The sequence below is a fragment of the Thalassomonas sp. RHCl1 genome (assembly GCF_947387555.1).
In the GTDB taxonomy this organism is placed as follows: domain Bacteria; phylum Pseudomonadota; class Gammaproteobacteria; order Enterobacterales; family Alteromonadaceae; genus Thalassomonas.
In genome coordinates, this window is sequence record NZ_CANDNZ010000010.1 from 33,594 (window position 1) to 55,327 (window position 21,734).

A 21,734-nucleotide genomic window follows, 5' to 3' on the forward strand; every position below is an offset into this window, starting at 1 on the left:
GCCAATAAACCCTATCCTATATTTTCCATTTCAGGATAACAGCTGCAATACCGCCAAGCATAAAAAAGGGAAGCTGTTGCTTCCCTTTTTTTATCATTAGATATTATTAACGAAAATTAAAAAGCAAACTCATCTTCCGTTAATGCCATCATGCTGTCGGCGCCGTTGGCCAAACAGCTGGCATGTCCCTGTGCACGCGGTAAGATGCGTTGGAAGTAGAAACGGGCAGTTTTAATCTTCGCCTGGTAGAAGTCCTTGTCATCATCGCTTGCTTTAAGTTTTTCCAGGGCTTTTTCCGCCATTTGTCCCCAGAAATAAGCCAGGGTGAAATACCCGGAAAACATCAGGTAGTCCACAGATGCCGCACCGATTTCATCGGCATTGGCCATGGCTTTCTTACCGACAGCTCCAGTAATTTCCTGCAATTGGGCAGCGTAAGCCATAATAGGCTTGATAAACTCAGCCATATCGGCATCGGTAGCGTTTCGCTGACAAAACTCAGTAATATCCTGAGCAAAAGGTTTCAGGATCTCCCCTTGGGTGCCTAAGACTTTACGCGCCAGTAAGTCTAACGCCTGCACCCCGGTAGTACCTTCATACAAACAGCTGATCTTGGTATCGCGCATCAACTGCTCCATACCCCATTCTTTAATGAAGCCGTGGCCGCCAAAGACTTGTACGCCGTGACTGGTACACTCCAGGCCGGTTTCCGTTAAGAAGGCTTTGGCAATCGGGGTTAACAGCGCCAGTTTTGACTCGGCTACCGCCCTGACTTCAGGATCTTTTTCCGCATGGCAAATATCCACCAGCTGAGATAAATAACCGTTTAACGCCCGTCCGCCTTCGGCAATGGACTTTTGCGTCAATAACATACGGCGCACATCCGGATGAACAATAATGGCATCCGCCGGGCCGTCAGGGTTTTTCACACCGCTAAGAGAACGCATCTGCAGCCGGTCTTTGGCATAAGCCAACGCCCCCTGGAAAGACGCTTCTGCCGCGGCAACACCTTCATTGGCCACACCCAGGCGGGCGGCATTCATAAAGGTAAACATGCAGTGTAATCCGCGGTTCGGGGCACCGATCAAGTAACCTTTGGCGCCGTCGAAGTTAATGACACAAGTGGCATTGGCATTAATGCCCATCTTATGCTCGATAGACCCACAGCTGACACCATTGTTCTCGCCGACACTGCCGTCTTCGTTGATCGCCAGTTTAGGCACAACAAACAAAGAAATACCTTTGCTGCCTTCAGGTGCACCGGGCAGTCTGGCAATCACGATATGGATAATATTTTCAGACAAGTCATGCTCACCGGCAGAAATAAAGATTTTAGTACCGGTTAAGGAATAGCTGCCATCGTCATTTGGCTCCGCTTTAGTGCGCAACATGCCCAGGTCGGTACCGCAGTGAGGTTCCGTCAGACACATGGTGCCGGTCCAGCGCCCTTCTACCAGATTTGGCATAAAGGTTTGTTTTTGTTCATCGGTGCCGTGGGCCTCAAGTGTTGCCAACGCGCCGTGGCTTAAACCCGGATACATGGCAAAACTGTGGTTGGCAGAGGAAAGCAGCTCACCGATAGTGGTATTGAGGGAATGAGGCAAGCCCTGACCGCCGAACTCCTCAGACTGGGACAAGGTCGGCCAACCGCCATCAACATATTGTTGGTAAGCGTCTTTAAAACCATCCGGCGTGGTCACCGCACCGTCTTTCCAGGTACAGCCTTGCTCATCGCCGATTTGGTTGAGCGGTGCAATCACCTGCTCGGTAAACTTACTGGCTTCCGCCAGGATGGCATCGATCATTTCAATGCTGGCATCCTGGTAGCCTAAATGCTGGTAATGGGTTTCGCAGTCTAACAACTCCTGCATAACAAACTTAATATCACGGATAGGCGCTTTATATTCAGGCATTTAATCTCTCCAACCATTAACTTTTAACGTTTTGTGCCAACCAACTGGTAAGTGGTCTGACTTGTTATTTGACTAGATTAAATCATGTTATCCATAATTTGAAAAGCATAAAGTGCAGCTGATTATTTTTTTACCACTAAAACAAACAATTCCATAACAGCGCCGGATATTGCGCTGTTATTTATTTCACCTTGCCTGGTATGCATTTCAACGCATCCGTCCCCTGCTTACTTGTACCTTGGCCGCGACTGACATAGAATCGGGCCTAAGCTGTCTTGTTAACTATGTGTGAACAAGGTGAAAAGTATTTTAGGTTATTTATAAGACAATAATATTTCGGGGAATTTTAATGAAAACTCGTGTTTTAGCGCCGATAGCCCTGGCTATCGCACTTGCCGGCTGTCAGTCAGACAACGCCAGTCAGGTGCAGGCTCCACTTGCAGCAGAGCAAAATATCAATATGGACAATCCGTTTTTCAGTGACTTTACTACACCATACGGCATCCCTCCTTTTGAAAAAATTAAGAAAAGCCATTATTTACCGGCGTTTGAGCACGGCATTACCCTCAGCCGTAATGAAATCAATGCCATCGCCAACAACAGCGCTGCCCCGACCTTCGAAAACACAGTAGAAGCAATGGAGAAAGCCGGTGACTTTTTAAACACAGTCAGCAATGTCTTTTACGGCTTAACCGGCTCTATGTCCGATGCTGAAATGCGCGCCATCAACAAGGAAATCTCCCCTAAACTATCTGCACTAGGCGATGATATCAGCCTTAACCCGGCGCTTTTTCAGCGGGTTAAAGCCGTTTATCAGCAAAAAGATCAGTTAAACCTTAGAGCCGATCAAAAAACCTTATTGGAAACCACCTATAAAGGCTTTATCCGCGGCGGCGCCAACTTAAATGAAGCAGATAAAAATACCCTGCGTCAGTTAAACGAAAAACTCAGCAAACTATCGCTAAAATTTGGCGAAAACCTGCTGCACGAAACCAACAGTTTTGAGATGGTTGTCGATAACAAGGCCGACCTGGACGGTTTACCCGAAGATATCATCGCTGCCGCAGCCGTGACCGCTACCGAAAGGGGCCATGACGGCAAATGGGTGTTCACCACCCACAGACCCAGTAAAAACCCGTTTTTAACTTATTCTACCAACCGTAAGTTGCGGGAAACCATCTACAAGGGTTATACCGAGCGCGGCAATAACGATGATGAATACGATAACAAAAAAATTGCCTCCGAGCTTGCCAGCCTGAGATATCAAAAAGCCAAATTGCTCGGTTATAAAACCCATGCAAACTTCGTGTTAGACAATGCTACCGCGAAAACACCGGAAAATGTCTTTAAGCTGCTGGATCAAGTCTGGCCCGCCGCGTTAAAGCAGGCGAAGCTGGAAGCGGCGGATATGCAAAAAATGATCGACGCCGAAGGCGGCAATTTTGAGCTGGCGGCCTGGGACTGGTGGTATTATGCCGAGAAAATCCGTAAAGCACGTTACGATCTGGACGCTGCGGCAACTAAGCCTTATTTCTCGCTTGAGTCCACCTTAAAAGGGGTCTTCTTTACCGCCGAGAAACTTTGGGGCGTTACCTTTAAAGAAAGAAGCGACCTGCCCAAATACCATGAAGATGTCCGCACTTTTGAAGTCTACGATAAAGACGGCAGTTATGTCGGCATCTTTATGACAGATCACTTTGTCCGTGAAAGCAAGCGCGGCGGCGCCTGGATGAGCAGTTTCCGCAAGCAATACCGCATGTACGGCGAAGACGTGACGCCAATCATCTATAACGTCTTAAACTATCCGCGCCCGGTAGGCGATAAGCCGACCCTGCTGACCTTTGACCAGGCATCTACCCTGTTCCACGAATTTGGCCATGCCATCCAGGGTCTGCTTTCCGACGGTTATTACCGCTCGCAAACCGGCACTGCCCTGCCGCGGGATTATGTTGAATATCCTTCCCAGGTCATGGAAAACTGGATGACAGAGCCTGAAGTACTGTCAAACTTTGCCCGCCACTATCAAACCGGTGAAGTCATTCCTATGGAGCTGGTAGACAAAATCCAGGCCGCAGGTAAATTTAACCAAGGCTTTGCCACCACAGAATATCTGGCCGCTGCCCTGCTGGATATGAACTGGCACACCCTGGAAACCGCCGAGTTACAGGACGCCGCCAAGTTTGAAAAAGATATCATCAGCAAAATCGGCCTGATCGATACCATAGCGCCGCGTTACCGCACCGGTTATTTCTCCCATATCTTCGCCGGCGGCTACTCATCCGGTTATTACGGCTACCTGTGGTCAAACACCTATGATGCCGATACCTGGTTAGCGTTTAAGGAAAACGGTATCTTCGACCATACTACCGCTGAATTGTACCGCAAGCATGTACTGGAAACCGGGGGTAAAGAAGATCCGGCCATGATGTATCGCCGCTTCCGCGGACAAGATCCTAAAGTTGAACCACTGCTGGAGCGTCGTGGTTTAACCGGTAAGTAATTACTGGTTAACGACTAAAAACAAAAAAAGCCCTGTTTAACAGGGCTTTTTTATTAGTTTCAGTTTATCGCTGAAATATTCAGTGACCGAAATAAGTGTCTTTAACCTGGTATTAAACTTGGCCTAACATATAAGCAAACACTGCTGAAAAGGCCGTTTCCTGATAGTTTCTTAAACCGGTATCGCGAAAATCAATATCTATCTGGCTTTTTTGCAGCGCAGTCTTGATAAAGCTGCCGGAAAGAATTTCCACCTCAAGATCATCAATTAACTGGATGGCCGCTTCAAGTTTAAAACCCACCGGACCGCCGGCAAATTTTCCTTTAACGGCGCGGCCTTTAATCACCACCTTGTCAACATGATAATCGGCCATCAACTTAGCAAAAGTAAACTGAAATTTTTTCACTTGCTCGGCATCGGCGGCATCTTCGATACTGACCTTTTGCACCCTGACTTTCGGAATATCAAATAACCCGTTTTGTAATGACATAATACAGACAATTGCATCATTACCTTTTAATTCAACACCACATACTTTCATGGAAAAAACCTCATTATTTTTGCGGCGGCTAGTATAAAGGGGCAACCGGCGAATAGCAAAGTTATTACACTTTAAAGGCATCCACCGAAGCATCGAGTTTCTCGGCCAAATCTGCCACTTGCTTGATATAATCCTGGGTAGAGGAAGACTTATCGCTGCTTTGCTGGCTATATTCCACCACATCACCTATGCTGCTGTTGATATTGTTGCTGAGATCATTTTGCAGGGTCGCCGACTGGGCAATTTCGCTGCTCATGCTATGCATTTCAGCAATGGCTTCGGTGATCATCACCAAAGTATTAAGTAACTGGTCGGTATGCTGCTGGCATTTGTTGGCTTCATCCTTACCATTGGCAATATCTGCCACCGCGCTGGCGGTTTTCTTTTGCAGCGACTGGATCATGGTATCGATTTCTCCCGCCGATTCCTGGGTGCGGCTGGCCAGCATACGCACTTCATCGGCAACCACGGCAAAACCCCGTCCGGCTTCTCCGGCGCGCGCCGCTTCTATCGCGGCATTTAATGCCAGTAAATTGGTTTGATCGGAAATACTGCGAATAGTCTCCAGTATGCTGCTGATGTTGGTGGACTCCTGCTGCAGCACCAGCATCACTTCTGAGGTCAGATCCAGGGTATTGACCAAAGTGCCCATATGCTCGTTGGTGGTATTGGCGATGCCTTTAAGTTCATCACTTTGCTGCAGGGCGCTATCCATTTTCTGCTCGGCGTTATTGGCTTTTGCCAGAATATCGTCGGCGCTTAATCCCAGCTCATCGGTCACCGAAGTAACCTCTACCACGGTCTCTTTTTGTCTGAGCAAGGTCCGGGTAACGTCTTCCACTTCTTTGCTGCTTTGCTCGGCGGCGCTATTTAATACCCGGGTATTGTCTCCGATATCGGCGATAAGTTTACGCAGGTCCGCCACCACCCGGTTGACATTTTTTGATAACTCGCCAAATTCATCATCCGAGCGCACCTTAAGTTGTCGCGACAAATCCCCCTGGGCAATATAGGACAACACCCGGTTTATCCCCCGTAGCGGCCCTATCATAGCGCGCACCGTGGCATAAGCGATTGCCACCCCGATCACAAACAATAACACCAGGATCCACAGGGTAATATTTTGTCCGGTTTCAACATTATCAAACACCGCCAGCTGCAACTGACTCAGGTTTTTATCCACCGAGGCTAACAGGGCATCTATCGCCTGAACCGCCTGCTCTATTTCCTGCTCCGATTGCACCAGTGCCTGATTAAGCGAGGCGATTTGCTCCAGCTGACGAACTTTGAGCTCAAACAGGTTATTATCCCCGGTCAGTTTTTCTTTCGAACTGTTGAACTCCTCAACAAACTGTTCAATTAAGCCGCCGGTATCATATTCTTCGCCAAGACGAACCAAAAAAACCAGTTGCTGGGTGATATTGCCGATCGCAATCTGTATGGTTTCTTCCGCCTCGGTAACTTCTTCGCCATTTTCCAGTGAGATAATAAGCTTAGTCGCTTCGGTAAGGTTGATGGTATAACCTTCCGTTTGTCCCGCAGCGCCGATAATTCGGTCGATCTGCTGTTGTTTCTCCTCGTCTTCCAGGTAAGACAAATCCACCAGCAAGGCACTGGCTTCATTTAAATGGTTATCTAAAACCCTTTGCTGGTTCATCAGCTCCATGGTGAGGTTAAGCTCACCTTCTCGGGCGGAAAACATCTTGGCAACGGAATCGGTATAACTTTGATAATAAGTGTTAAAGCCCTGTAAGAATTTTTTGTTTTTCGCCTCAGATAACATCCCGGTCAAAGGTTTGTACTGCTCCCCCAGGCGCTTGCCCTCTGATTCAAAGCGGGCCTTGAGCTTGCTTAACTCTTCGGTGGTTAAGGTAGTGGCGATTAATGCTGATAACTTGGCCTGCTTTAATAACTGGATTTGCATGGCATTGCTGTGCCCTAAAACCGGGATCGCAACCTCATCCACCTGGTGGGTGGAGTCACCGATTTCGGTTAGAATGCCAATCGAGCTGATGCTGGAAACTAACAAAGAAATTAAAATAAAGGTAAAACCAAGTATTACTTTATGGGCCACTTTGAGGATCATAATACCGTCTGCCTGCTTAAACGTCCGACCAGTTAACTCATGATATTCAAATTAGCTGTTGATTGACAAGATAAAAATTGTTATCCAAACAAATAGTTCATGGGTGAAATTCAGCTAAAACGAATGAAATCAAGCCCTGCATGCTGATGGACCAATACGGATAAAACTTCACCTCCCTGAGTAAAGCTTCTTATTTGCTCGTAATTAACTATAGAACACACATTACGAAACATATCGTAACAAAAAACAGCCCTGGCAATAGCAAGCCGATCCAGCTGTCGACAACTCGAAAATTTCACCATAAAAATCAACAACAAACATAAAGGCAAGCAACAAATATCTATACCGCTGTCGAGTTTTTGCCGGAAGCGGCTCCACATCTGGCTGAAATATGACCCCTGCGTGCTTGCCAGTTTCCGTTAACTTATGATAATTCTAACTTTCTCTCATAAATCACCCCGGGAAATAACATGTTTTATAAAAAGAAAAACAGCCTGGCCCAGGCCATAGTCGGCGATAATCAGGCGACTAGTGCCAGCTACGCCGCCATCGGCTCCCTTGCTTTAGTTTTGGCTGCAGGCGCTTTCACCAGTACTTCGGCCCTGGCCGCCCAGGAGCAGGCAGAAGCAGATGTCGAACGCATTATCGTCACCGGTACCCGTCGTAATGACCGTACCATTTCCGAAAGCACGGTGCCGATTGATGTCATCAATATTGAAGACATGGCCACCACGGGCCAGCTGGAAGTGAGCCAGGTATTAAGTTCCCTGATCCCCAGCTTTAACTACCCCCATGCCGCCGTAGCCGACGGCACCGACCATGCCCGCCCCGCCGTACTTCGCGGCCTGGCGCCGGACCATACCCTGGTGCTGGTTAACGGTAAACGCCGCCACAGCTCGGCACTGCTTAATTTAAACGGCACCGTCGGCCGCGGCTCTACCGCGGTGGATTTAAACACCATCCCGACCTCGGCAATTAAAAGCATAGAAATCCTGCGTGACGGCGCCGCGGCGCAATATGGCTCAGACGCCATCGCCGGGGTGATCAATATTATTTTAAAAGACCAGGAAGGCGGCAGCATCAGCGCCACCTACGGCCAGTATGAAACCGAAATGGCCGGTTCGCCGAAGTTAACCGGCATGGGCACCACACTTGATGAAGACGGCAGAACCATCCTGGATCCCGTCACAGATGGCGATCGCAGCCGCAGTGACGGCGGCATTACCACAATTGCCGGCGACTGGGGTACTAGCTTAGGCAATGAGGGGTTTATTCATCTGGCCTTTGAAACCCGCAACCGCCAGGGCACCGACCGCTCAGGCTTTGATCCCCGCGAACAATATGCCCGGGATGAAAATGACCAGCTGGATCCGCGGGAATTCACCTTTGACCGTTACAACCACAAATTCGGCAAGGCAGATATTGACGACCTGGCACTGTTTTATAACTTTGGCTGGTACCTCAATGAGCAAACCGAACTCTATTCTTTCGGTTCTTACGGTAAACGCGACGGCCTCTCCGGCGGTTTTTACCGTCGCGCCAACGACAGCCGCAACGTAGCAGAAATCTACCCCGACGGTTTCCTGCCCCATATAGCCACTGAGGTTAAAGATCACTCGCTGGCTCTGGGGGTGCGCGGGGAATACAATGACTGGGACTGGGATCTGAGCAGCAATTACGGCAAAAATGATTTTAGCTTCGGTGTCGAAAACAGTCTCAATACCTCCATGGGAGTTGACAGCCCGACAGAATTTGATAACGGCAGCCTGGTTTACGAGCAAACCCTGGTCAATTTCAGCGCCAACAACAGCTTTGACTTTGGCCTGCCCAACGATGTTTTTGTTGCCCTGGGGGCGGAATACCGCCATGAAAACTACCAGATAAAAGCCGGTGAAGAAGCCTCTTATATTACCGTGTTAGATGAAAACGGCGATCCGGTTGGCCCGGGCGGCGCCCAGGTACTGGCCGGATTCGCACCAGAGAGTGAAGTGGACCGCAGCCGCCATAATGTCGCCCTGTTTGTCGAGTTTGATACCGATCTCACCGATAACTTCAATACGTCCTACGCCGCCCGCTATGAAGACTACAGCGATTTTGGTTCATCCTTTAACCATAAGCTCGCCGCCCGTTATGAAGTCAGTGATGCCCTGGCATTTCGCGGTGCGATCAGCACAGGCTTTAAAGCCCCGTCATTAGCCCAGACCAGCTATAAATCTGTCGCCACGGTTTTTGAAAACGGCGTGCCCAATGAAGTCGGTATTTTCCCGGTTGACCATAATGCAGCCCGGGCGCTGGGCGCCGAGCAGTTAGAAGCGGAGGAGTCGGTCAATGCCACACTAGGTTTTGTCTATCAGCTGGACAACTTCAACTTAACCGTAGATGCCTACCGCATCACCATAGATGACCGCATCGTATTATCGGAAAACCTCAGCGGTGATGCCGTCGAAGCCATCTTAATCGCCGCCGGTGAACTCAACACCCAGCGCGCCCGCTTCTTTACCAATGCCATAGACACCACCACTAAAGGTATAGATATAGTCGCCACCTATGATCTTGATCTGAATAACTATGGTGCATTGGCCTTAAGTGCCGCTTTGAACTTCAACGACACCGAAGTCACTCACCTTAAAGCAAACCCGGAAGAGTTGAACTCGCTGGGGGATGATTATGTGCTGTTTTCCGACCGGGAAATCGCCCGCTTTGAAAAAGGCACACCAAAGGATAAATATAACCTGGCCGCCACCTGGACAATGGATGACTTAACCGCCACTTTACGCGCCACCCGTTACGGTGAAGTTACCGACGCTTCCAGCGATCCGGACAACCATGAAGTCTTAGCTGCCAAATGGATCACGGATCTGGATGTCAGTTATCAGCTCACCGATGACTTGCAACTGGCGGTCGGGGCCAACAACCTGTTTGACCAGTATCCGCAGGATACCGTCAGCAATATCGGCAGCACTACCTTTAACCAGATATTCCCTTATTCGGGCTTCTCTGCTTATGGTATCGACGGCCGCTTTATCTACGGCCGGGTCAGTTATAGCTTTTAGTCATAGCGAAAGTTAAGCATCGGTTTTCCCCGGCGCCGACAATTCATGTGCCGCCATTAGCCCAGTCTGAGTACAGCTGATGGCCGGCACATTAACTATTACAGCAAACGGTTCTCCCTGCTTCACAGCTCCTGAAACATTAAGAAACACCTTTTCCTGCAAAATCTCCCTCCTGCAGCCCTGATAACATTGAAAAAGCCTGCCAATTCAAGGCACACTGAGTCAGATAATCAAGACTAAAATAACAATGAAAAATTTTACCGGGGAACATCATGTCTTTTAACAAATCTTTGCTCGCCTTAGCACTCTCTGCAGGCATACTCAGCGGCTGTTCAGTTGACAGCACCAGCCAGACAAAAGCCACAGCAAGCGTCACCCAAAACACACAAGATATAGCGGAAAAACTCAGCGAATCGGAAAAAGCCAACAAGCTATTCGATGCTATCTTTATGGAAGAGGTCAACCGCAACCCCTTATATCAAACCTACATTGGCTTAAAAACCAATTATGATAAATGGCATGATTTATCCGAAGAAAATGCCTATAAAGAGCTGGAATTTGCCAAGAAGGATTTAGCGCGCATCCGGGCCCTGGATACCGACAAACTCGATGCCCAAACCAGGCTCAACTACCAGTTGCTTGAGCAAGAGTTAAAAGACGATATCAGTGATTTTAAATGGCGCCACCACAACTACCCGGTGAACCAGATGCACGGTATCCATGCCCAGCTGCCCGCCATCATGATTAATATGCACAGCATAGACAACACCCAGCAGGCCCGGGATTATATCAGCCGCCTGCACGGCACCGAAAAACTGTTGAAGCAGTTAGTGGAACAACTGCGCATCCGCGAGCATAAAGGCATCATTCCGCCGAAATTTGTTTTTGCCCATGTTATCCGCGATTCAAAAAACCTGTTAACCGGCGCACCGTTTGACAACAGCGCCCCGAGCACTTTACTGAATGATTTTACCGGTAAAGTCAACAAACTCGATATCAGCGAGCAAGAGAAAAGCGCACTTATCAAAGACGCCAACAACGCCCTGCTGACCAGCTACCAGTCAGGCTACCAGGCCTTGATCGATTACCTGGTCAAGCTCGAATCCAAGGCCGATACCCGGGACGGCGCCTGGAAACTGCCCGACGGCGAAGCCTTTTATAACCGCGCCCTGCAAAATACTACCACCACAGATCTCAGTGCCAGTGAAATCCACCAGATAGGTTTAAGCGAGGTCAAACGCATTCACCAGGAAATGTCGGTGATCATGAAAAAAGTCGGCTTTAAAGGCACACTCAATGAGTTTTTTGACTTTATGCGCCACGACCCGCAATTTTATTATGCCAATGATGAAGCAGGCCGCAGCCGCTACCTCAAAGAAGCCACTGAAATTATCGACAACATGAAGACCGAGCTGGATAAGTTGTTTATCAAGTTACCCAAAGCCGACTTAGTAGTGAAAAAGGTCGAAGCCTTCAGGGAAAAATCCGCCGGCAAAGCCTTTTATCAGCAACCGGCACCGGACGGCTCCCGCCCGGGTTATTATTATGCCAACCTGTACGACATGGCGGCAATGCCGGTTTATCAGATGGAAGCCCTGGCTTTTCACGAGGGCATCCCAGGACACCATATGCAAAATGCCTTAAAACTCGAACAGGAAGATGTGCCGATGTTTCGTAAATTCGGCGACTACACTGCCTATGGCGAAGGCTGGGGCCTGTATTCGGAATATCTGCCTAAGGAAATCGGCTTCTACCAGGATCCCTATTCGGACTTTGGCCGTTTAGCCATGGAATTATGGCGCGCCTGCCGCCTGGTGGTAGACACCGGCATCCACGAGAAAAAATGGACCCGGGCCCAGGGCATAGAATATTACGCCAGCAACACCCCCAACGCCCAATCCGATGTGATAAAAATGGTGGAACGCCATGTGGTCATGCCGTCTCAGGCCACCGCCTATAAGATCGGCATGTTAAAAATCCTCGAGCTAAGGGAAAAAGCCAAACAGGCCTTAGGCAACAAGTTCGATATCCGGGAATTTCATGACGTGGTATTAAGCCGGGGAGAGCTGCCGCTTAACGTCCTTGAAACTATGATAGATAACTACATCAGCGAGAGACAAGCTAAAGCCTAGCACTTACGATAACCGCCAGACCTGTTTGTTAAAGGTTAAAGGTTAAAGGTTAAAGGTTAAAGGTTAAAGGTTAAAGGTTAACGATAAAGCCCTGATCAAGTATCAGGGCTTTTTTAAACCCAACAAATACGAAGGACAACGTAAACAAACAATAATCAAATCAACAAAAAACAATTTCTAACATTTTCATCACAAAAACAACACAAATGTAACTAGTAACAAAAATGTAACACGGGTAAAATCCCCAGCTTTTCTCGGAGGTTATCCTATTGTCCACAATTAAATGTAAATGGGCTGTTTTTTGTGATGAAACTACGAAACTCGCCGTAACTTGGTTGCTTGCCGTTACTATGCTGATGGCTTTTCGACTCTTCTTTATTGATTATTTTGGTAACCAGTTAAGCGGCTCGACCAGCCTCTCAGATATTTTTACCGCATTAATGACCGGCTTTAAATTTGACTCAGCCATGAGCGGTGTATTTTTGGTGCTGCCTTTTTTAACTATGGCCTTGTTATTACCCCTACGATATTTCAAAACTATAGCGGTAATACGCTGCAGTTTTTCAACCCTGTTCTTTGTCGTTAATTTATTATTATGTGTGATCACCATCACCTATTTTCAGGAATATAACGAGCAATTTAACCATTTCGTGATCGAAGCCCTGTACGATGACCAGTCGGCGATAGCTTCTACTATCATAGGACAATACAACCCTTCCATCAGCCTGCTGATTTATTTTGCCTGGCTAACGATATCGTTGTTTTTATTGCGTTATATCCACAAAAATATCAGCGCGCCAAACTTTATCAAACAGATGCACAACCCCGGCTTAAAAATAGGCTTAGCCCTGCTGGCTTTTATTTTGCTGGCTGTGGCCACCCGGGGCTCCCTCAGTACCCGCCCGGCAATGCGAAAATGGGCGGAAGTGACCCCGGATACCTTCTTAAATAAAACCATCATTACCCCGGCTCGCTCACTGGTGTATGCACTCAAGGACTACCGGGCCCTGCAGCAGCAGGGGAACAACAACCCTTTCACCGGCGAACAAGACATCTTAACCGTAGCGCAGCAGACCTTTGGCGATCATGCCGGTTCCGGGCAGTTAACCGACTACCTGAAAAAACAGGCTGGTGGTGCGGTTATCGACACGCCCGAGCATATCTTTTTAGTGGTGATGGAAAGTTATGATGCCTGGCCGCTGCAGCAACAATATGCCCCCTTACACCTGACCGACCAGGTAAAGGCCTTAGGCAACAAAGGCCTGCATTTTAAGCACTTTCTGCCGGCATCGAGCAGCACCATGAATTCGTTATCGTCGATTTTATCCGGCATCCCCTTTACCGGCGTTAATGTCAGCCAGCGCGGCGCCGTAGGCGGTCCCAGCATCTCTTCTGTTTTTACCACCATGGAAAACCTGGGTTATCAAACCAACTTCTTTTATGGCGGCCTGGCTTCCTGGCAAAACATCGGCAATTATGTGAAAAACCAGGGAGTCGACAATGTCTATACCGCCGCCCATGCCGGCGGTAAAAGCAGCGCCGGTATCTGGGGTATAGACGATGATCAGTTGTTTGACTTAGTGCAGGAAAAAATCAGCAGGCAAAAGAAAAGTTTTAGCGTGATCATGACCACCACCTATCACGGTCCCTTTTCCATGGATGTCTTGGCACGCGGTTATCCCTACCAGGATAACCGCGACTACCCGGATGAAGTCAAAAAGCTCGATGACGGCTCCATAGACGCCAATACACTGGGCCATTTGTGGTTTGCCGATAAAGCGGTGGGAGACTTTGTCCGCCAGGCAGAAGAGAACTGGCCCAGTTCCCTCTTTGCCCTGACCGGTGATCACTACGGCCGCCGCTATTTCCATGCCAAGCCGAGCTTATATGAGATCTCCGCCGTGCCCTTTATTTTATATGGAAAAAATATCACCCCGGGGTTAATCGACACCCAGGTTGCCGGTAATCATTTAGATATGGTGCCCACCATGATAGAACTGATCGCTCCGAAAGGTTTTTCCTACTTTAGTTTTGGCGACGCCCTGCAGCACAAAACCGCAAATGATTTTACTTTTGCCAATCAGAAAATCATGAGTACACAGGAACTTTGGACAATTCCTAAAGGCGGGACGATCAAGCCGGAACAAAACACCAACAAAGATCAACAGCAATCCTTAAGTTTCGTGGTAGATAACTATGAAAACCTGATGGGACTGGCCTGGTATTACATTATGGAAGGAGCCCAGTTAATCAAGGGGAAGTAAGGATAAGCCCTTCTCTTAAATACTTTCAAGCAATAAAAAAGGCGGTGCAATAACCGCCTTCCATCTATTTACCGGTTTTCTCTGGTCAAGTAGTGCTCACATTAAGAACAGCGTCAAGTCATTTCTACCTTATTGCCTGACCGGCACTCCCAGTAATTTAGTGTTAATGATGATAACGGTATCCTGTACAAACTCTGCCGACACCTGTACTGACGGCTCGGAACAGACCTTGGCTTCATTAACCCCTACACAGGCGAGTAAACGGTAACTGACGGTGCCAAAACCACTCAAGGTTTCTGAGAAGGAAGTATTGCTAATAAGCGGTAGCTCAACCCAATCCGCCGCATCAATTTTCCTTTGAATTTGATAGGACATTGCATCTGTGACCGGTGACCAGCTAAGGCTGACAGCTGACTTATTCACCAAAAGTGTCGGTGTTTCAGGTACAGCCGGGGTCTTAGTAACCATTATCTTCGTCTCTAAAGATGCCTCCGAGCACACCATATCATCACCGCTTCCGGCACAGGCCTTTAACCGATAGCTGACACTGGCAGAGTCTGTTAGCGTATCGGTAAACGAAATATCACTGCTCTGTGCCAGCGGCAACCAGCCGCCATCATTAAGATTTCTTTGTACCAGATAAGACTCTGCATCTGCAACGGCTAACCAGTTAAGAGTAACCTTTAAACCATCAACTAAAATAGCCGGTGTTTCCGGGATATCCGGTACCCGGGTCGCTCGAGCCGAGACATCTGAATAATCAGAACAGTTACCGTCATAACAGGCGGATACCCGGTAAAAACTGTCTTCAGCATATGAGCCAACCAAAGAGAACTGGGTCTGGTCGCCGGAGCCGGCTATTGCTGTAATGTTCTGCCAGTCGGCATCACCGTATTTAGCTTCGATATGATAAGCGTCTGCCCCCGGGCTCCCTTCCCAGGTTACGGTAACCGTATCTCCATATATTAAAGCCCTGGGCTGTCCGGGCACCTTAGGCACCCGGCGAAAGATATTAGAACCATCTATCCAGTTAGAATCAGGTGACACAGGTGAACACGCAATTTCATTACAGGCAATGATTCTAAACACCCGCAAGCCTGTGGCAGCGCTATAAACCAGACTGATTTCGGTGGGATTACCCGGATCAAACTCAATGACGCCGGTAATGTTATACCATTGCGCCAGGTTAGTGCTGATCTCAACATGGTAATTAGTAGCACCACTGACAGGTAACCAGGCCAGGGTAATGGTATTTTCTATCTTTTGAGCCACCGGCGCCTGCGGACGTTCAGGTCCATCAGCAAATGTTATCACTTCACTGGCGGGAGAAAACTCGGTACAGCCTTCATCATTACAGGCGGCAACCCTAAATTGCCTGCTGCCTTGAGGCTGGCTGTCAAACCGGGTTTTTGGATAAGTGGTATTACGGTAGTCATAATCTCCGCCAATATAGGGACGGTAATGAGAGTCTGTGACATTTTGCCAGCTGGAATTGCCTTCCCTCATTTCCAACTCATAACGGCTATTCCCCACGACCGGAGTCCAACTTAAATCAATAGCGACACCGTTTTTAACCGCACTGATGCTGGCGGGAGCAATAAGCCCTACGGTATTGGAGTTTTCCGACCACACAGAACAAACCTCACCCGAGCTGGCATTGGCACATGCTTTGACCCGATAAAAAGCAACAAGTGAATTTTCCGGTGTGTGACTAAAACTGTTTTGAGTAAGAGCGGCCGTTGTCGAAAGAGCGGTCCAGCCAAGATTATTTTCGTTGATTTCAATCTGGTAATATTCAGCACCGTTAACATGGTCCCAATTAAGGGAATATTCGCCATCCTGTCTTGTTGCAAGCACATTTTCAGGGGCATCTATACCAACCTTGATCGCATCCAATTCAAGGTAAGCGCTACATTCACTTGAACTACAGGCTTGTACCCGATAGAAATACTGCCCGTCTGCCTGAGCTGCAATCTGGAAAGCAGTATCTGAACCGGAATAAACCTGCAACCACTCACCACCATCACTTGTTTGCACTTCCAGGGTGTAAATTGTCATGCCTTCGACACCAGACCAGCTGATAGTATAAGCACCATCGATACTCAGGGGCGGTATGCTAGTGCTTGTTATCGAGGCGCTCTCTAAGTCATCTAAGATAAAATCGAATAAAAACGGCACCGCTGTTTTATTGGCTGCACTGCTAAAACTAAAGCTGAGCAACAATATAACAGCCAATAGCCGAGGAATAATATACTGGGTCATGGTAAGCCGGCCTGTTTATTCTTCTTTAAACAAACAGGCATTGTTACCGCACAATGGATGAATATAACTGTTATCGACGGCGTAAGCGGCATATGACAAGGTATACGCATTGTTATTCCGGCAACTTCCAAGCAACTGTGATTTGATGACAACGTTACTTACTGAAGAGCCTCCCGTTTTCATATATTGGCCGCCATTTAAGTCAGTATGGTAAGCGGTATAATTTCCAAAGGCGACATAAGCTGTTCCCGTACAATCACTGCCGGTATAATAAAGCGGAGTAGCAGTCGCTACTATTTTATACCTTTGCACAATACGATTATTGTCGGGAGCCACGTAATCAATATTAGTAAGACCGTCTATATTCACTATCCGGCCAATATTCGTTAGCCCATCCCCGGTATACAAATAAAGATCTTTTCGTACACTTTCCTCACCAACGGCTACAGATAAATCCGGCAATACAGCCACACTACGGGCCCGTTCAAATCCATCAATCACAGTGCAATCTTGTGCACTAATAACTTCTATATCTAAGGTACCCGCTAGTGCCGTTGCTAACATAGAATACATGGCCCGGCCATTTTTAGTGCTTAGCGAGATGGTCCAGCGCCCGGCATTTTCTGCCACCATACAGGCTGGACTGCTGGCAGCTTCAGTTGCATTGGTAGAGAAATAGACAACATCCTCATCAACATTTAAATAATTCACTTTACCGGCGGCAAAGGCAGACACATTGATAACAAAAGTTGAAGACAAAGCGAGTAAACAGGGAAATAATTTATTTTTCATTATAATTTTCTTTTGATAGTTTTAAATGGAGAGAAGGGTTAACAGCCAGGAATTAAATCTGCTTATTTATCTTTTAAGATACAGGGACTTTGGCCACATTGCGGATGGTGGTAAGAAAAATTTACCGCATATTCTGTATTTGTTGCTGCCTGACTGCGATTCGAACATTCCCCGCTATGAACAAGATAAGACATAGCGTTGGTCGTTACTTTTTTCGTACTTGGAACATCGATATATCTGTTCACTACTTTATGGTAATACCCCGTGTGATTTACACTCATATAGGTATCTCCAGTACAGTCAAGCCCACTATAACTAACCGGAGAAGTCGACGTTAGATAGTGATATTTTACCAACTCATTTTCACTGTCAGGCGAATAATAATAAAAAATGTTAGCGCCTGAAGATTGCACCACTGACCCAAGTTTAGACAGACCATCACCGCTGTATAAATACAGGCCGCTAACCGGTGTTTCCGCAGAAGCATCAACACCGGTAGCAGCACTTAAATCCGGCATTACAGCGATACTGCGAGCACGTTCAAAGCCATCAATTACACTGCAATCCTGGCCACTGATGACTTCAATATCCAAAGTCCCCGCCAACGCCGTTGCCAGCAGAGAGTACATGGCCCGGCCATTTTTGGTATTAAGGGATATGGTCCAGCGTTCGGCATTTTTCGCAACCATACACGCGGGGCTGGTTGCAGCTTTCGTCACGTTAGTGGAGAAATAAACAATATCTTCATCCACATTCAAATAATTGACTTTACCGGCGGCAAAAGCATTCAAGGGCAATAGCTGACTGGCAAACATAAAAAGGGCAACAATAGTTTTTTTCAAAATAGAATTCCGGCTTTAAACTAACGGCTACCGGAAGAAACAGAACAAGAATGCGTTTTTAAACAGACTTACCGATACTGCTTATAATTTATCCGGTAAATTGGAGGTGGATTGTACATCAGCACATATATCCGGTAAATGAAAAATTAGCGAGGCATTAACACGAATCAAACTTTAAGGAGCAAAAATTAAAAAGAAAAAAGCGATTCTCTTATCGCCTTTTTCTTTAATGAAGCTATGCGCTTTAAGTCATTTTGCCGATAGGCTATTTAATCACAACATTAGGTGAGCGTTTTACCACTTCATCATTAAGCTCAATGCCTATCCCCGGCACCTCAGTCACCTGGAAGAAACCGTCTTTAGGCTGCGGATCCTGCAAACATAACTCCCGGTTCCAATCTTTAATGGCATAGGTATGATGCTCATGAATTAAAAAGTTCGGGATAGCAGTTTCCAAATGCAGCGAGGCTGCCGTTGCTACCGGACCGCCGCAGACATGGGCCTGGATACGGACATCATAAACATCGGCGTAATCACAGACTTTTTTCGCTTCGGTAAAACCGCCGCACAAACCGATATCCGGCTGCAACACGTCAATACTCTGATCTTCAAAGTAAGGGCGTACGCCCCAGCGGTTATACAAACGCTCGCCGCCAGCAATCGGTACATTAACCTTATCCGCCACTTTTTTATGCACCGCAGAGTTCAGATAGTTCACCGGCTCTTCATAATACAGGCAGCCGATTTCTTCCACTATCGGTCCCATTTGTATTGCCGTGGCCGCCCCCAGCAAAGAATGACATTCAAAGATAATATCGACATCTTCACCCACGGCATCGCGGATCGCCTGCAGCCTGTCTTTAAATAATCTCAGCTCAGGTTTGGTAAAGAGCTTGGTACGGTCAAAATGGGAATTGCCGTCTTTGTCATAAACAATAGGGTCGACTTTTACCGCATCATAACCCTGGGCAATGGCTTTTTCTGCCGCACGGCCGTAATCTTCCGGCTGCACCAGACGATTCACCTGGCTGTCCCAGTCAAACTGCAACTGGCTGGCATAGGTGCGTAACTTGTCGTTGACCTTGCCGCCGAGTAACTGGTAAACCGGCACGCCCAGCGCCTTGCCTTTAATGTCCCAAAGGGCGGTATCTATAGCGCTCATCGCGGCGTAAATCACAGGACCGCCCCCTAAACCCCAGAAGCTTTCCCGCAGCATTCTGGACCATAACAGCTCGGTTTGGAACGGGTTGAAACCGATCAAAATAGCCTCACTGATTTCCTTGATCATGGCCGCAGCGGCGCTGTGGCCCCAGTCGTACGCCAGACCCGCTTCACCAACACCGGTTAGACCTTCATCTGTGGTGATGCGGATAAAGACCGGGTTCCAGGCTTCGCGTTTCGGGCATTCAATATCAAATACTTCTACTTGGGTGATTTTCATAATATTCCTTAGCTATCAACCGGCACTTAGGCCAATCAATAATAATTAAACAACTAGGTCGCCTTAGCGGGCAAAATGGGGATCGGCGCGGTAAACCTTGCGCAGCATCGCCGGCCAGGATTTTTGCCCGCCGGTCAAACCGGTATGGACAATATTGGCCTGGGCACGGATGCCGTCGACAATCTCCTGATCAACCAAAACCACCGGCTGGCCGGTGCCCTGGATCTGCAACTGGATCTGGCAGGCACGGGTGAGATCGTACATATGCATAAAGGCATCACCTATGGTTTTCCCTACCGTTAAACCACCGTGGTTGCGTAGCAGCATAAAGTTCTTCATACCTAAATCTTGCTGCAAACGTAATTTTTCCGCCGGATTCACCGCCAGCCCTTCATAGTCGTGATAGCTCATTGATGCCAGGGCGAACATGGCGTACTGACTCAAAGGCAACAGCCCCTGCTCTAAACTGGCCACCGCTATGGTTTCGTTGGTATGCAGGTGCAATACACACATGGCGTCGTGGCGAACTTCATGAATGGCGCTGTGGATAGTAAAACCCGCCGGATTGATTTCAAACGGGCAATTCTCGTCGATGATATTGCCCTGGAGATCTATTTTCACCAGGTTAGAGGCAGTGATCTCATCAAAAGCCAAACCAAAAGCGTTGATCAGCAAATGCTCACTGTCGGGAATGCGCGCCGAAATATGGGTATAAATCAGATCGTCCCAGCCATGCATGGCCACCAGGCGGTAACAGGCGGCTAAATCCACCCGGGTTTGCCACTCGGCATCCGAAACCTTACCTTTTAAATCCAACTGGGGAATATCAAACATTTTCTCTCCTTTAACACCGATCCCGGCCATTCATCTCAGGCCAGGTGATCAGTAAAAACTATCTACAGAAGCTTATCTGCAAAAACTTGATGCCGAAGCGTGTAAAGCTCGACAAAATAAAGTAAATTTAACCTGCTTGCCGCTGCAGATAAAGTACCGGTAAAGCACAAAATAAACTAACTTAGTTCACTCTTGATTAAAACAGCTAATTACGCCCTATGTGTATATTATTTTTTGCCCTGAAACAACACCCGAAATATCCGGTGATCATCTGTGCCAACCGGGATGAGTTTCATCAAAGGCCCACCCGGCAAATGTTTCGCTGGCAACAGCCTGATATCCTGGCAGGCCAGGATTTACAGGCGGGCGGTAGCTGGCTGGGATTAACCCCGCAGGGGCATTTTTCTGCCCTGACCAATTACCGCCAGGGACTGACCGGGGGCAAAAGCAAGGGCGACGAGCAAAAATCCCGTGGCGAGCTGGTCTTGACGGCTTTATCAGAACTGGATAAAAACACCAGCCCGGCGGATAAGTTTCCGGGAATGGCTAGCCCCCAGTCCGGCGACGACAATGACTTTTTTTCCTCCCTGAGCAGCCATGCCCGGGATTACCAGGGCTTTAACTTGGTGTATGGTCCGTTAGATAAGCTGTTTTGCTATGACAGCATCAATAACAAATATCATCTGTTAACCCCGGGTTTTCACAGCATCTGCAACGGCGCTTTAGATGATATCTGGCCGAAGATGGCCCGGGGACAGACTGCATTAGCCAAGGCCATCGGGGAAGATCAAGGGCAAAGCAGGCCTGATTTAATCAAGCAACTGTTCCAGCTGATGACCAACCCCCAAGAGGCAGAGAACCATGAACTGCCCAATACCGGCATGCCCCTGGCGATAGAACAAATGCTCAGTGCCATTTTTATTGTTTCTCCGGAATACGGCACCCGCTCGACCACTATCATCACCCAGGATAATCACGGAGAAATCTTAATTGACGATTGCAGCTATAACCCCAGGGGAGAAAGCAGCAAGCAGCAAAGCTTTAACTTGTCTCAGGTATTTTCAGCTCCTTAAA

General features: G+C 47.9%; 12 protein-coding genes and 1 pseudogene. 5 read left to right on the plus strand and 8 right to left on the minus strand.

The genetic code is table 11. The features are described from left to right. Window positions 1-116: 116 nt before the first annotated feature. Entirely contained in the window at window positions 117-1,913 is a 1,797-nt protein-coding gene (locus QL234_RS23280; protein ID WP_281560165.1) for an acyl-CoA dehydrogenase C-terminal domain-containing protein, read from the minus strand. A gap of 349 nt (window positions 1,914-2,262) precedes the next feature. Here QL234_RS23280 and QL234_RS23285 point away from each other — a divergent pair. Then, window positions 2,263-4,401 (plus strand): annotated as a pseudogene (locus QL234_RS23285) (M3 family metallopeptidase); the annotation flags it as partial. 124 nt (window positions 4,402-4,525) lie between these two features. Here the strand turns inward: QL234_RS23285 and QL234_RS23290 are convergent. After that, window positions 4,526-4,954, minus strand: coding sequence for a DUF3010 family protein (locus QL234_RS23290; protein WP_281560166.1), 429 nt, complete (start codon window positions 4,952-4,954; stop codon window positions 4,526-4,528). 64 nt (window positions 4,955-5,018) lie between these two features. After that, complete coding sequence (locus QL234_RS23295; protein WP_281560167.1) at window positions 5,019-7,040, minus strand: methyl-accepting chemotaxis protein; 2,022 nt, start codon at window positions 7,038-7,040, stop codon at window positions 5,019-5,021. A 470-nt stretch (window positions 7,041-7,510) separates the two neighbouring features. Between QL234_RS23295 and QL234_RS23300 the strand changes: the two genes are divergently transcribed. The 3 genes from QL234_RS23300 to QL234_RS23310 all read left to right on the plus strand — a co-directional run bounded on the left by QL234_RS23300 (window position 7,511) and on the right by QL234_RS23310 (window position 14,489). Next, on the plus strand, window positions 7,511-10,093 hold the full coding sequence (locus tag QL234_RS23300; protein ID WP_281560168.1) for a TonB-dependent receptor: 2,583 nt from the start codon (window positions 7,511-7,513) through the stop codon (window positions 10,091-10,093). A gap of 272 nt (window positions 10,094-10,365) precedes the next feature. Further along, window positions 10,366-12,225 (plus strand): DUF885 domain-containing protein, encoded by a 1,860-nt coding sequence (locus QL234_RS23305; protein ID WP_281560169.1) that lies wholly within the window; start codon window positions 10,366-10,368, stop codon window positions 12,223-12,225. 269 nt (window positions 12,226-12,494) lie between these two features. Beyond that, entirely contained in the window at window positions 12,495-14,489 is a 1,995-nt protein-coding gene (locus tag QL234_RS23310) for an LTA synthase family protein (protein ID WP_281560170.1), read from the plus strand. A gap of 129 nt (window positions 14,490-14,618) precedes the next feature. Here the strand turns inward: QL234_RS23310 and QL234_RS23315 are convergent, their stop codons facing one another. From QL234_RS23315 to QL234_RS23335, 5 genes are all read right to left on the minus strand, one after another. After that, the gene (locus QL234_RS23315) at window positions 14,619-16,751 is read right to left on the minus strand and encodes a hypothetical protein (RefSeq protein ID WP_281560171.1); all 2,133 of its coding nucleotides are present in this window, start codon (window positions 16,749-16,751) and stop codon (window positions 14,619-14,621) included. A 15-nt stretch (window positions 16,752-16,766) separates the two neighbouring features. Then, complete coding sequence (locus tag QL234_RS23320; protein ID WP_281560172.1) at window positions 16,767-17,543, minus strand: hypothetical protein; 777 nt, start codon at window positions 17,541-17,543, stop codon at window positions 16,767-16,769. Window positions 17,544-17,605: 62 nt separating this feature from the next. Further along, window positions 17,606-18,385, minus strand: a complete 780-nt coding sequence (locus QL234_RS23325; protein ID WP_281560173.1) for a hypothetical protein — start codon at window positions 18,383-18,385, stop codon at window positions 17,606-17,608. 265 nt (window positions 18,386-18,650) lie between these two features. Next, on the minus strand, window positions 18,651-19,826 hold the full coding sequence (locus tag QL234_RS23330) for a mandelate racemase/muconate lactonizing enzyme family protein (RefSeq protein ID WP_044830351.1): 1,176 nt from the start codon (window positions 19,824-19,826) through the stop codon (window positions 18,651-18,653). 63 nt (window positions 19,827-19,889) lie between these two features. Further along, entirely contained in the window at window positions 19,890-20,660 is a 771-nt protein-coding gene (locus tag QL234_RS23335; RefSeq protein ID WP_281560174.1) for a class II aldolase/adducin family protein, read from the minus strand. Window positions 20,661-20,878: 218 nt separating this feature from the next. On the opposite strand from QL234_RS23335, the gene QL234_RS23340 reads away from it, so the two are divergent. Continuing rightward, window positions 20,879-21,733, plus strand: a complete 855-nt coding sequence (locus tag QL234_RS23340; protein ID WP_281560175.1) for an NRDE family protein — start codon at window positions 20,879-20,881, stop codon at window positions 21,731-21,733. Window position 21,734: the final 1 nt, after the last annotated feature.